This window comes from Achromobacter sp. 2789STDY5608615, from assembly GCF_001298995.1.
GTDB lineage: Bacteria > Pseudomonadota > Gammaproteobacteria > Burkholderiales > Burkholderiaceae_B > Achromobacter > Achromobacter insuavis.
Genome location: NZ_CYTY01000021.1, coordinates 1 through 12,096, shown reverse-complemented (window position 1 = coordinate 12,096; position 12,096 = coordinate 1). Strand labels below are relative to the sequence as shown.

The window sequence follows — 12,096 nt, the reverse complement described above, 5'->3', positions numbered from 1 at the left end:
CCCATCGCCACGGACGCCCCCGCGCTGCGCGAAGCCGCCGGCGCCATCGAGGCGCTGCGCGCCACGCTCGCCGGCCCGGGCTTCGCCGCCGAACCCGGCCGCGCCCGCCCGCCGTCCCACACCATCCAACCGGACTGAACCATGTGCCTCGCCGTCCTCGCCCTGCATACCGTGCCGGGCATTCCCGTCCTGATCGCCGCCAACCGCGATGAATTCCACGCCCGGCCGACGTTGCCGGCGGCGCAATGGGCCGACGCCGCCGACGTATACGGCGGCCGCGACGGCCTGGCCGGCGGCACCTGGATGGGCGCGACCCGCGACGGCCGCTACGCGCTGGTCACGAATTTCCGCGAACCCGGCCGCCAGATCGCCGATGCGCCCTCGCGCGGCGCGCTGGTCGAGGACTTCCTGCGCGGCCACGCGCCGGCCGCCGAGTACATCGCCGCCGCGCATGCCGCCGGCCAGGCGTACAACGGTTTCAACCTGATCGTCGGCGATGCCCGCGGCGCCTGGTACGCCAGCAACCGCGACGGCGCCCCGCGGCGCCTGGCGCCGGGCGTCTACGCGCTGTCGAACCACCTGCTGGACACGCCCTGGCCCAAGCTGGCGCGCACCAAGGCTGCCTTCGAACGCGTATTGGCGCGCGGCCCCCAGCCCGACCTGCCCGCGCTGTTCCAGGCGCTGGCCGACCGCAGCCCGGCCGATGACGCCGACCTGCCGGCCACCGGCCTGCCGCCGGATCGCGAAAAACTATTGAGCAGCCCCTTCATCGTCAGTCCGAACTATGGCACCCGCAGCTCCACCGTGCTGGCGCTGTGCGACGACGGCAGCGGCCAATTGACCGAAAAGCGTTTTGCCCCCGACGGCGGCGCCAGCGGCGAAAGCGTGCTGGCATTCGCCTGGCGCGATCGTGGCGCGAGCGATACGCTTGGATAGTCCGCCCCCCCGCGACGACGGACAGCCGACGGCGAACTCGCCGCCGGCATGCCGGTCGAATTTCTTGCGTGATCATCCCTTCAAGGAGAATTGCATGAACAAGCGCATCGAACGTTGCACCCTGGCCGCCGCCATGGCCGTGGGCACCCTGGCCCTCGCCGGCTTCCTGACCGCCGCCCAGGCCGCCCTGCCCGCCGTCCAGCACCAGGGCAGCGTGCAATACGTCAGCGGCGGCATCGGCCTGGACGAATCCGAAGCCATGAAGGCCGCCGCCAAGGACTACCCCCTGTCGCTGACCTTCGCCGCCCAGCGCGATGGCAAGGCCGACTATGTCGCCAACGTCGCCGTCGTCATCCAGGATGGCCACGGCAAACAGGTGCTGCACGCCGAAGCTCAGGGCCCCTACATGCTGGTCAAGCTGCCCGCCGGCAGCTACAAGGTCTCGGCCACCTACAACGGCAAGGCGCAGGAACGCGAGGTCAACGTGCAGAACAGCGGCACCGCGCGCGCCGTGTTCGAGTGGAAGTGAATCGACGCTGATGGCCATGCGGCCTGGCCGGGCGCGCGGGGCGCCCCGGACCCTGCATGGACCCCGAAAGCGGGCTACACGCCCGCGAACAGGATGGCGATGATGAAGCCCACGCTGATCGCCCAGACCAGCGAACGCAGCGCGCCCCAGCCCGCCAGGTACATCGCCAGGTAGCCCAGGCGCACGCCCAGCCAGCAGGCCATCAGCGTGGCCACGTGCAGGGGCGCCGCCTGGTTGTAGAGCGCGAACAGCACCGCCGCGTAGAAGAACGGCAGCGCCTCGAACGTGTTGGCCTGCGCCGCGTTGGCGCGCGCGCGCCAGCCTTCCTGCCGCGCCAGCCAGGCGCGCGGATCGTTGTTGTCGAACTTCTTGCCGCCGGCCTTGGCGACGATCGTGCAGACGAACGGCAGGATCGCCGCCGCCAACATCAACCATGCGATCAATTTCATTGCTGCTCCTTGCGCGGAACGTGCTCCTTCCCGCCACCGGGCGGGAAACGCCGCTGCGGCATGGTCGCCTGAAAGCGCGGAAATGAAAAGCGGCCGACGGCGGCCGCGCAATCCGGCGCTTACACTTGCGCCTTTGGGCGCCTCCCGCGAACGCGATGCCGGTGACGCGCCGCCCGTTGTCTCGCAGGAAGAACCATGCCCCTCGCCTCTCCCGGCTCCCTGATGTTCCTGGCCGCCGCCCTGCTGTGGCCGCCGGCCACGCGCCGCTGGGCGCTGTTGCCGCTGGCGGCCGCCTACGCCTGGGCCTGGACGCAAGGCGGCCTCGAGCCCCTGGCGCTGGCCTGGCCCGCGTTGCTGGCGCTGGCCGCCGTGCTGGTTCGACCCGCCATGGCGCCGGCCGCCCGCGCCGCCGGCCATGCGCTGTTCGTGATCCTGGCGGTGCTGCTGTTCCTGCACTGGCTGCCCGGCTTCCACAATCCGCTGGTGATTCCGCGCGCCGCGCTGACGCCCGACGCCGTGCCCTTCGGCATGTACCTGAACCTGGACAAGCCGCTGGTGGCGTTCTGGGTGCTGCTGGCCGCCGCGCCCGCGATGGCCGGCGCCAACGCGCGCGCCACGCTCACCGCGGCGCTGGCCGCGTGCGCGGGCGCCATCGTGGCCTGCCTCGGGCTGGGGCTGGCGCTACAGGTGGTGGGGTGGACGCCGAAATGGCCCGACTCGGCCTGGCTCTGGCTGATCAATAACGCGTTGCTGGTGACGCTGGCCGAGGAAGCATTGTTCCGCGGCTACGTGCAGCAGCAACTGGCGCGGTGCTGGCGCGACCGCCCCTGGGGCCCCAGCGCGGCGCTGCTGATCGCCGCGCTGCTGTTCGGGCTGGCGCATTACGCCGGCGGCTGGCAATGGATGCTGCTGGCCGGCATCGCCGGCGTGGCCTACGGGCTGGCCTATCGCCATGGCGGCCTGGCGGCCGCGGTGCTGGCCCATCTGGGCCTGAACGCGGCGCACTACGGGTTGTTCACCTACCCGATGCGCGCCGCGCTGCATTGATGCGCCCACGCCATTGCCGACCCGTTGCGGGCGGCAATGGCGCGGCGCTTCAGGCCGTCGCCAGGGCCGGATAGTCGGTGTAGCCGACCGCGCCCGCGGCGTAGAAGGTCGACGAATCCGGCGCGTTCAGCGGCGCCTTCAGGGCGAAACGCTGCGCCAGGTCGGGATTGGCGATGTACTGCACGCCGAACGCCACCGCATCGGCGCGGCCCGCGGCAATCGCCGCCTCGGCCGATTCGCGCGTGAAGCCTTCGTTGGCGATGTACACGCCGCCGAACGATTCCTTGAGCTGAGGGCCCAGGCTGTCGGCGCCTTCGTGTTCCCGCGCGCACAGGAACGCCAGGCCGCGGCGGCGCGCCGCGCGCGCCACATAGTTGAAGGTCGTGGCCGGATCCGAATCGCCCATCGTATGGGCATCGCCGCGCGGCGACAGATGCAGGCCGACCCGGCCCGCGCCCCACACGCTGACGCTGGCGTCCACCACTTCCAGCATCAGGCGGGCGCGCGCTTCGAGCGAGCCGCCGTAGCCGTCGGTGCGGTGGTTGGTGCTGTCCTGCAGGAACTGGTCCAGCAGATAGCCGTTGGCGCCGTGCACTTCGACGCCGTCGAAACCGGCTTCCTGCGCCAGCTGCGCGCCGCGGCGGTAGGCCTCGACGATGCCCGGGATCTCATCGGTCTCGAGCGCGCGCGGCACCACATAGCCGCGCTTGGGGCGCACGTGGCTGACATGGCCGCCGGCCGCGATCGCGCTCGGCGCCACCGGCAGTTCGCCATTCAGGAACACCGGATCCGAAATGCGGCCCACGTGCCACAGCTGCGCAAAGATGCGGCCGCCGGCCTCGTGCACCGCCGACGTCACCTTGCGCCAGCCCTTGACCTGCTCCTGCGACCAAAGCCCCGGCGTGTCGGCATACCCCACGCCCTGCGGCGTCACCGAGGTGGCCTCGGTCAGGATCAGCCCGGCGCCGGCGCGCTGGACGTAATACTCGACCATCAGGTCGTTCGGCACCCGGCCTTCGCTGGCGCGCTGGCGCGTCAACGGGGCCATGATGATGCGGTTGGGCAGGGTCAGTTCCCCCACTTGCAAGGGTTCGAACAGCAGGCTCATAACAATCCTCGTGCCCGGCGGGCGGGCTTGGGTAGCGGCGGCAGGCTACATGTCTTGATTCAATTGCAGCAGGAACGCGGCAATCACGGGTTCATTGCGACGGAAGAACACCCACTGCCCCACCTTGGTGGCCGAAATCAGCCCCGCGCGCTGCAGCACCGCGAGGTGCGAAGACACGGTGGACTGCGACAGCCCGCAGCGCCCATCGATATGGCCCGCGCACACCCCGTGTTCGAAGGTATGGCCCGGACGCTCCTCGAAGTGCGCCTGCGGCGTCTTCAACCACCCCAAAATCTCGCGGCGCACGGGATTGGCCAACGCCTTGAGAATGGCGTCGACATCGATCTCCGTGGTGGCCTCGACGGCGGTGGCAGCAGTGGTCGTCATATTGAAATATCGCAATTTATCGAATCTTATATCGAGACATCCCGATATATCGTTATACCCCTGCCGGCCGAGGGGCCTTCTTCGGAACCCGAGGGGCCGTCACTCCCCCCTGCACCCGCCCCCGCAACCGCTTCACCTCGCCATGCAGCACCTTGCGCTGCACCCGCCGCCGCTGCGACGCCCGCGTCGGCTTCGTCGCCCGCCGCGGCTTCTCCACCTTCGCCACCGCGCGCACCATGTTCACCAGCCGCTCGATCGCCTCCGCCCGGTTCTTGTCCTGGCTGCGGAACGACTGCGACTTGATGACGATCACCCCCTCCTTGGAAATGCGATGGTCGCTCATCGCGCACAACGCATCCTTGATGTCGGCCGGCAACGACGACGCCCGCACATCGAACCGCAGATGCACCGCGCTCGACACCTTGTTGACGTTCTGCCCGCCCGCGCCCTGCGCCCGGATCATCGAGAACTCAATCTCGCGCTCGTCAATATGGAGAGAATCTTGAACATGAAACATAGCGCGAGAGTATATAAGCCTTCGCCAGGCCCAACGCCTCTCCGCGCAGGCGCGCCAGCGCACACCGCCCCAACGCCCCAATTCGCGTATGCCTTGAACGGCCGCCCGCGCGGCCGTTCAAGGCGGGCCCCGCAAGCCTCTCCAGAACCCCGAAGCCCAGCAGCGCCACGCACCCAGACATTCGCAGCCCTGGGCGCGGGCGGGTCGGGAGGCGGGCAACCTCGATGCGCCCGAGGGAATCTGAAGGAAGTCGCCGCAGGCGACGACGAAGATGACAACGGGGCAGTCCGGAGCGAACGCTCCGGACCGCAATCGTGGGCGCCCGCCTCCCGACCCGCCCGCGCCCAGGGCGACCTACGAAGCCCCCGGCAACGTCACTCAAACGCCCCAACAAAGGAGAAAAAGCCCACGACATCAAGGACATCCCAGCCCCCCGCAACCAAGACCGACTAAAATAATGCGCTTTTGCCCCTCCCTGGCGCGCCACCAAGCGCCACTCCCCCATGACCTACACCGCCAAAGAAATCTTCAAAACCCTGCAAGGCGAAGGCGCCCACGCAGGCCGCGCGGCGGTCTTCTGCCGGTTCGCAGGCTGTAATCTCTGGACCGGCCGCGAAAGCGACCGCGCCAGCGCCGCCTGCACCTTCTGCGACACCGACTTCATCGGCACCGACGGCGACGGCGGCGGCAAATTCGCCACCCCCGACCTGCTCGCCGACGCCATCGAAGCCGCCTGGGGCCCCGACACCGCCAACCGCTACATCGTCTTCACCGGCGGCGAACCCCTGCTGCAACTGGACGAAGCCCTCCTGGCCGTCGTCCACGCCCGCGGCTTCACCGTCGCCATCGAAACCAACGGCACCGTCCAGCCGCCTCCCGGCATCGACTGGATCTGCGTCAGCCCCAAAGGCACCGCCCCCGTCGTCATCGAACGCGGCAACGAACTCAAGCTGGTCTACCCCCAGGCCAACGCCCTGCCTCCGCGCTTCGAACACCTGGACTTCGAACACTTCTTCCTGCAACCCATGGATGGCCCCGCCCGCCTGGCCAACACCGAACAGGCCGTCCAGTACTGCATGCAGCACCCGCAATGGCGCCTGAGCCTGCAGACCCATAAATACATAGGCATTCCATGATTTCCGTGACCCGCAGGCTTGAATTCGACGCCGGCCACCGCATTCCCGATCACCGCAGCCAGTGCCGCAACATGCATGGCCACCGCTACGTGCTCGAAATCACCCTGACCGGCGACATCGTCCAGGCCCCCGGCGAATCCGACAACGGCATGCTGATGGACTTCGCCGACATCAAGCGCATCGCCAAGACCCACGTCGTCGACGTCTGGGACCACGCCTTCCTGGTGTACGAGGGCGACACCGCCGTGCGCGGCTTCCTCGACTCGATGCCCGGCCACAAGACCGTGGTGCTGGACCGCATCCCGACCGCCGAGAACCTGGCCGCCATCATCTTCGGCATCCTGGCGCCGCACTATCACGGCCACTACGGCGCCGACCTGCGCCTGACCCGCGTGCGCCTGTACGAAACGCCCAATTGCTGGGCTGACTGCAACGGCTGATCGCCCAGGGCGGCCGGCCTGGCCGCCCGCAAGCCGATGCGACAGCATGCGCTTGCCGCCCCGTCTTTCCACCCACGGAAAGCCCGCCCCTGATTTTCCCGATTGAAAAAATCAATGGAGATCTTCGCCATTTTCAATTAATAGTAAGCTAATAGATAGGATACAATCGATTTCCATGGACACCCCCACCGACTCCCAACTCATGGCCACCACCGCCAACCTGATGGTGCTGTCGCGCGCCTACCGCGGCGCCGCCGACAAGGCCCTGGCCGACTACGGCCTGTCGCAAGCCACCGCCTGGCCCGTGATCCTGGCCGGCCGGCTGGGCGACGGCGTGCGCCAGGGCGCGCTGGCCGAAGCGCTGGGGGTCGAGGGTCCGTCGCTGGTGCGCGTGCTCGACCAGCTGGTCGCCGCCAGCCTGATGGAACGCCGCGAAGACCCGCACGACCGCCGCGCCAAGACCCTGCACCTGACCGAGGCCGGCCACGCCCTGCGCAAGCAGGTCGAGGACGTGCTGGTGGAACTGCGCCGGCGCCTGTTCGACGGCGTCAGCGAAGCCGACCTGCAGGCCTGCCTGCGGGTGTTCGATTCGCTCAAGGCCGCGCTGGGCCGCGGCGCCGCCGGCGCGCAAGAGGACCCGCGGCCATGAAACTGCCCAACGTCCGCGAGACGATCTTCTCCCTCAAGAGCTACCTGAGCGCCATCATGGCGCTCTATCTTTCGTACAGCATCGGCCTGCCGCGCCCGTTCTGGGCCATGACCACCGCCTACATCGTGGCCCAGCCCTGGTCCGGCGCGGTGCGCTCCAAGGCGCTGTACCGCCTGGTCGGCACCTTCTGCGGCTCGGCCATGACCGTCTACATGGTGCCGCGCCTGTCCAATTCGCCCGTCGTCATGACCGCCGCCATGGTGGCCTGGGTCGGCGTCTGCCTGCACCTGTCGGTGCTGGACCGCACGCCGCGCTCGTATCTATTCATGCTGGCCGGCTACACCGCCGCCATGATCGGCTTTCCCAGCGTCACCGATCCGTCGCTGGTGTTCGACACCGCGCTGGCGCGGGTCGAGGAAATCAGCCTGGGCATCGTCTGCGCCACGCTGGTCCACAGCATCGTGCTGCCCCGCGGCCTGGCGCCCGCCCTGACGCTGCAGCTGGACAAGGCGGTGCGCGACGCCAAGCTCTGGATCCACGACACCCTGAGCGGCAAGACCGCCGAACAGAAAGACCGCGACCGCCGCGAGCTGGCCAACGACATCACCCAGCTGCGCCTACTGTCGACCCACGTGCCGTTCGACACCGGCAACCTGCGCTGGACCGCCGGCGCGGTGCGCGCCATGCAGGACCAGATCGCCGCGCTCACGCCCGCCGTGTCCGCGGTCGAGGACCGCATGCGCGCCCTGCAGGCCAACGGCCAGACGCTGCCCGAACCGGTCTCGCAAGTGCTGGCCGACATCTCCGAATGGATCAACGCCGGCGCCAAGGCCACCCATGAAACCGCCGTGCAGTTGCGCGCCGCCGTGGCGCGCCTGACGCCCGCCATCGACAGCCATTCCGGCTGGCGCGACGCGCTGCTGGCCAGCCTCATGACGCGGCTGCGCGAGCTGATCGACACCTACGACGAATGCCTGGCGCTGCGCCGCGAAATCCGCGCCGGACTGGCCGGCGCCCCGCTGCGCGCGCCGCGCGCCGCCACCAGCACGCCCAATCGCGCGCTGCACCGCGACCGCGGCATGGCGCTGCTGTCGGCCGCCGCCGCCGGCGTCGCCATCTCGGCCGTCTGCCTGTTCTGGATCGGCACGGCCTGGAGCAACGGCGCCACCGCCGCCATGATGGCCGCCATCTTCAGCTGCTTCTTCGCCTCGCAGGACAACCCGGTGCCGGGCATCATGCAGTTCCTGACCTACACGGTGTATTCGATCCCGCTGTCGGCGCTGTACCTCCTGGGCATCATGCCGGCCATCCATTCGTTCGAGATGCTGGCGCTGGCGATGCTGCCCACCGCCTTCGTGCTGGGCATCTTCATCGCGCGGCCGGCCTCCACCGGCAAGGCCATGGCGGTGCTGTTCGGCTTCCTGGGCGCCATGGCGCTGCAGGACACCCACACCGCCGACCTGGTGTCGTTCATCGACACCCAGGTGGCGCAGTGCATGGGCGTGGCCACCGCCGCGATCATCGCCGCCATCTTCCGCACCGTCAGCGCCGACTGGAGCGCGCGCCGCATCCAGGCCGCCAACTGGAACGAACTGGCCACGCTGGCCAGCTCGCCGCGCGCCCCGGCCCGCCACACCTATGCCGCCCGCATGCTCGACCGCATCGGCCTGCTGCAACCGCGCCTGGCCATGGCCAAGCGGCCCGACGACCTGGTCGCCGCCGATGCGCTCAAGGACCTGCGCGTGGGCCGCGACATCACCGAACTGCAACGCGCCCGCCGCCACCTGCCCATGGCCGACGCCACCATCGCGCCGGTGCTCGACAGCCTGGCGCGCTTCTTCCGTCAACGCTCGGCCTGGCGCGGCGGCGACAAAGCGCCGGAAATGCTGGCGCAGATCGACCGGGCCCTGGCCAGCGTCAGCGCCACGCCCGGCACCGTCGCCGCGCGCGACCGCGCCGTGGTGGCCCTGGTGGGCCTGCGCCGCGCCTTCTTCCCCGACGCGGCCGATTACCAACCCGCCCATCCCACGCTGGAAACACCATGATCGGCGAATTCAACCTCTACGGCATTTATTTCCCCTGGCTGCTGGTGCTGGGCGTGGTCACCCTGGGCGTGGCCTGGGCCGTGCGCCGCGTGCTGGCGCGCGCCGGGCTGTACCGCCTGGTGTGGCACCCGGCGCTGTTCGACCTGGCGCTGTTCATCGTGCTGCTGTATGGCGTCTCCCTGATTTCCCCTTACTTTCTGCAGAGATAGGTATGAAACTCCCCAATGCCCTGCGCCCCGCCGCCATCGGCAAATTCGCGGTGACCGCCGCCGTGGTCGCGGCCGCCGTCTACGCCGGCTGGCAGCTGTGGGTGCACTATGAAGTCGAGCCCTGGACCCGCGATGGCCGCGTCAAGGCCTACGTGGTGCAGGTGGCGCCGGACGTGTCCGGCCTGGTGACCGCCGTGCCGGTGCACGACAACCAGGACGTCAAGGCCGGCGACGTGCTGTTCGAGATCGACCGCGCGCGCTTCCAGCTGGCCTACGACCAGGCCGAAGCGTCCGTGCGCTCGCAACAGGTGGCGCGCGAACAGGCGCTGCGCGACGCCAAGCGCAACCGCTCGCTCGGCCAGCTGGTGGCCGCCGAGGCGCTGGAACAGAGCCAGACCAAGTTGCAGCAGACCGAGGCCGCGCTGGCCCAGGCCGAGGTGCAATTGAACACCGCCCGCCTGAACCTGGAACGCAGCCGCGTGCTGGCCGTGACCGATGGCCGCGTCACCAACCTCGACCTGCGCGCCGGCTCGTACGCCAGCGCCGGGCGCGGCGTGATGGCGCTGGTCGACGCCAGCTCGTTCTACGTCGAAGGCTATTTCGAGGAAACCAAGCTGCCCGGCATCCACGAAGGCGACCCCGTGACCGTGACGCTGATGGGCGACAACCGCCAGATCCGCGGCCACGTCGAGAGCATCGCGCTGGGCATCGCCGACCGCGACCGCAGCACCGGCGCCAACCTGCTGCCCAACGTCAACCCGACCTTCAACTGGGTGCGCCTGGCGCAGCGCATCCCGGTGCGCGTGAAGATCGACGAGGTCCCCGCCGGCGTGCGCCTGGTGGCCGGCCAGACCGCCACCGTCGCGGTCGGCGCCGCCGCCGCGCCCGCGCAGACGCGGACCGACGCGCGCCAACCGTCCTAAATACGCCTTTTTTGCCAACCCGCAATCTCCTAGACAACGCCAAGCCGTAATCGCCATGAACACCAGATTCTTCCTGCCGCTGATGCTGTCCGCCGCATTGGCCGGATGCGCCGCCGTGGGCCCTGACTACCAGGTGCCCGCCGGATCGGCCGCCACCCGGCCAAGCGCGCAGGCGCCGTTCGCCGAGGCGCGGGAAGGCGTGTTCCAGCGCGACCAGGTGCCCGGCCACTGGTGGCGGCTGTACAACGATCCGGTGCTGGACGGCCTGGTGGAAAAGGCCCTGGCGGCCAACACCGACCTGCGCGTGGCCAGCGCCAATCTCGAACGGGCCCAGGCCGCCGTGCGCGAAACCCAGGCGCAGCAGCAGCCCAGCCTGGGCGTGAACGCCTCGCCCACCTTCGGCCACGTCTCCGGCATCCAGGAACTGGCGCCCGGCATCGACCCGCCCAACCGCTGGTCGTACTCGGCCGGCGCCAGCATGTCGTATCAGCTGGACCTGTTCGGCCAGATCCGGCGCGCCGTGGAAGCGGCCGGCGCCGATGCGCAGTCGGCGCAGGCGGCGTACGACGCCACCCGCGTCACGGTCGCGGCCGAGACCACCCGCGCCTACGCCAACCTGTGTTCGGCCGGCATGCAGCTGGCCTCGGCCGAACACTCGGTCAAGGTGCAGCAGGAATCGCTGGATGCCGTCAGCCGGCTGCAACGCGCCGGCCGCGGCACCGCGCTCGACGTCACCCGCGCCCGCAGCCAGCTGGAACAGCTGCGCGCCAACCTGCCGCCGTTCCAGGCGCAGCAGCGCACCGCGCTGTACCGCCTGGCCGCGCTGACCGGCCAGACCCCGGCCGAGATCCCGACCACGCTGCTGCAATGCGCCGCCGCGCCGCAACTGAGCCAGACGATTCCGGTGGGCGATGGCGCCGCGCTGCTGCGCCGCCGTCCCGACATCCGCCAGGCCGAACGCACGCTGGCCGCCGCCACCGCGCGCATCGGCGCGGCCACGGCCGACCTGTATCCCAAGATCACGCTGGGCCTGTCCGGCGCCTCGGGCGGCCCGGCCGCCATGTTCGGCGACCGCGGCACCTTCAGCTGGAGCGTCGGTCCGCTGATCTCCTGGACGCTGCCCAACACCGGCGCGGTGCAGGCGCGCATCGCCGAGGCCGAGGCCAACACCAAGGCCGCCGTGGCGCGCTTTGACGCCTCGGTGCTGAACGCGCTGCGCGAAACCGAGAGCGCGCTGGTGGTGTATGCGCGCCAGCTCGACCGCCAGGCCGCGCTGCAGGCCGCGCGCGACCAGGCGGCGCAGGCCGCGTCGCAGGCGCGCCAGCTGTTCCAGTACGGCAAGACCGACTACCTGACGGTGCTCGACGCCGAACGCACGCTGGCCAGCAGCGAAAGCGCGCTGGCCGCCGGCCAGGCCGAACTCAGCAACGACCAGATCGCCGTGTTCCTGGCGCTGGGCGGCGGCTGGGAAAAGTAGACGCGGCGGGCCGCCCGGCCCGTCCATCTAGACCGCGCGCCGCGCGCCCTGGCGGCCGGCTTTCCCGCACGGCGGCGTCGCGGTTACTCGACGCGGTTGCCTGACGCGGTAACCCCAGCCGCTTCGCCGGCGTCTCCTTAGCTGCCGCACGGTCATCGCGCCGCGCTCGCCGCGCGTGATCGTTCACGCCCCGTTGCACGCCGCAGCGCAGGACCTGTCGCAAGACCCTCCGCAAGCCCCCCCC

Annotated in this window: 14 protein-coding genes; 10 read left to right on the top strand and 4 right to left on the bottom strand. The window is 69.9% G+C overall.

Annotated features, from left to right (window positions below; all coding sequences use genetic code 11):
* Window positions 1-141 precede the first annotated feature (141 nt).
* Together AOZ49_RS18615 and AOZ49_RS18610 are read left to right on the top strand one after the other, a co-directional pair.
* On the top strand, window positions 142-936 hold the full coding sequence (locus tag AOZ49_RS18615; protein ID WP_054477054.1) for an NRDE family protein: 795 nt from the start codon (window positions 142-144) through the stop codon (window positions 934-936).
* Window positions 937-1,030: 94 nt separating this feature from the next.
* Complete coding sequence (locus AOZ49_RS18610) at window positions 1,031-1,465, top strand: carboxypeptidase-like regulatory domain-containing protein (protein WP_054477052.1); 435 nt, start codon at window positions 1,031-1,033, stop codon at window positions 1,463-1,465.
* Window positions 1,466-1,539: 74 nt separating this feature from the next.
* Here AOZ49_RS18610 and AOZ49_RS18605 read toward each other — a convergent pair whose 3' ends face one another.
* Window positions 1,540-1,914 (bottom strand): MAPEG family protein, encoded by a 375-nt coding sequence (locus tag AOZ49_RS18605; RefSeq protein WP_054431290.1) that lies wholly within the window; start codon window positions 1,912-1,914, stop codon window positions 1,540-1,542.
* A gap of 195 nt (window positions 1,915-2,109) precedes the next feature.
* Between AOZ49_RS18605 and AOZ49_RS18600 the strand changes: the two genes are divergently transcribed.
* Window positions 2,110-2,961, top strand: a complete 852-nt coding sequence (locus AOZ49_RS18600; protein WP_054477050.1) for a CPBP family intramembrane glutamic endopeptidase — start codon at window positions 2,110-2,112, stop codon at window positions 2,959-2,961.
* Between the two features lie 49 nt (window positions 2,962-3,010).
* Here the strand turns inward: AOZ49_RS18600 and AOZ49_RS18595 are convergent, their stop codons facing one another.
* Genes AOZ49_RS18595 through arfB form a run of 3 tightly spaced genes read right to left on the bottom strand, consistent with a single transcriptional unit; the run spans window position 3,011 to window position 4,973 of the window.
* A complete protein-coding gene (locus tag AOZ49_RS18595; protein WP_054431288.1) occupies window positions 3,011-4,069 on the bottom strand; it encodes an alkene reductase in 1,059 nt (352 codons plus the stop codon).
* Between the two features lie 45 nt (window positions 4,070-4,114).
* On the bottom strand, window positions 4,115-4,456 hold the full coding sequence (locus tag AOZ49_RS18590; RefSeq protein ID WP_054431287.1) for an ArsR/SmtB family transcription factor: 342 nt from the start codon (window positions 4,454-4,456) through the stop codon (window positions 4,115-4,117).
* A gap of 52 nt (window positions 4,457-4,508) precedes the next feature.
* Window positions 4,509-4,973 carry an alternative ribosome rescue aminoacyl-tRNA hydrolase ArfB gene (gene arfB, locus AOZ49_RS18585; RefSeq protein WP_054477048.1) on the bottom strand — a complete coding sequence of 155 codons (465 nt, stop codon included), beginning with the start codon at window positions 4,971-4,973 and terminating at the stop codon, window positions 4,509-4,511.
* Between the two features lie 503 nt (window positions 4,974-5,476).
* Here arfB and queE point away from each other — a divergent pair.
* The 7 genes from queE (at window position 5,477) to AOZ49_RS18550 (ending at window position 11,852) form a co-directional block, all read left to right on the top strand.
* Window positions 5,477-6,109: a 7-carboxy-7-deazaguanine synthase gene (gene queE, locus AOZ49_RS18580; protein WP_054431285.1), complete on the top strand. Its 633-nt coding sequence runs from the start codon at window positions 5,477-5,479 to the stop codon at window positions 6,107-6,109.
* Window positions 6,106-6,549, top strand: coding sequence for a 6-carboxytetrahydropterin synthase QueD (queD, locus tag AOZ49_RS18575; RefSeq protein ID WP_054431284.1), 444 nt, complete (start codon window positions 6,106-6,108; stop codon window positions 6,547-6,549). Before queE ends, queD begins: the two co-directional genes overlap by 4 nt.
* 175 nt (window positions 6,550-6,724) lie before the next feature.
* The gene (locus AOZ49_RS18570; protein ID WP_054477046.1) at window positions 6,725-7,198 is read left to right on the top strand and encodes a MarR family winged helix-turn-helix transcriptional regulator; all 474 of its coding nucleotides are present in this window, start codon (window positions 6,725-6,727) and stop codon (window positions 7,196-7,198) included.
* Window positions 7,195-9,243, top strand: a complete 2,049-nt coding sequence (locus AOZ49_RS18565; RefSeq protein ID WP_054477044.1) for an FUSC family protein — start codon at window positions 7,195-7,197, stop codon at window positions 9,241-9,243. Before AOZ49_RS18570 ends, AOZ49_RS18565 begins: the two co-directional genes overlap by 4 nt.
* Window positions 9,240-9,452, top strand: coding sequence for a DUF1656 domain-containing protein (locus AOZ49_RS18560; protein WP_020927916.1), 213 nt, complete (start codon window positions 9,240-9,242; stop codon window positions 9,450-9,452). The genes AOZ49_RS18565 and AOZ49_RS18560 overlap by 4 nt, the downstream gene beginning before the upstream one ends.
* A gap of 2 nt (window positions 9,453-9,454) precedes the next feature.
* Window positions 9,455-10,375: an efflux RND transporter periplasmic adaptor subunit gene (locus AOZ49_RS18555; RefSeq protein WP_049073393.1), complete on the top strand. Its 921-nt coding sequence runs from the start codon at window positions 9,455-9,457 to the stop codon at window positions 10,373-10,375.
* 55 nt (window positions 10,376-10,430) lie between these two features.
* Complete coding sequence (locus AOZ49_RS18550) at window positions 10,431-11,852, top strand: efflux transporter outer membrane subunit (RefSeq protein ID WP_054477042.1); 1,422 nt, start codon at window positions 10,431-10,433, stop codon at window positions 11,850-11,852.
* Window positions 11,853-12,096 lie beyond the last annotated feature (244 nt).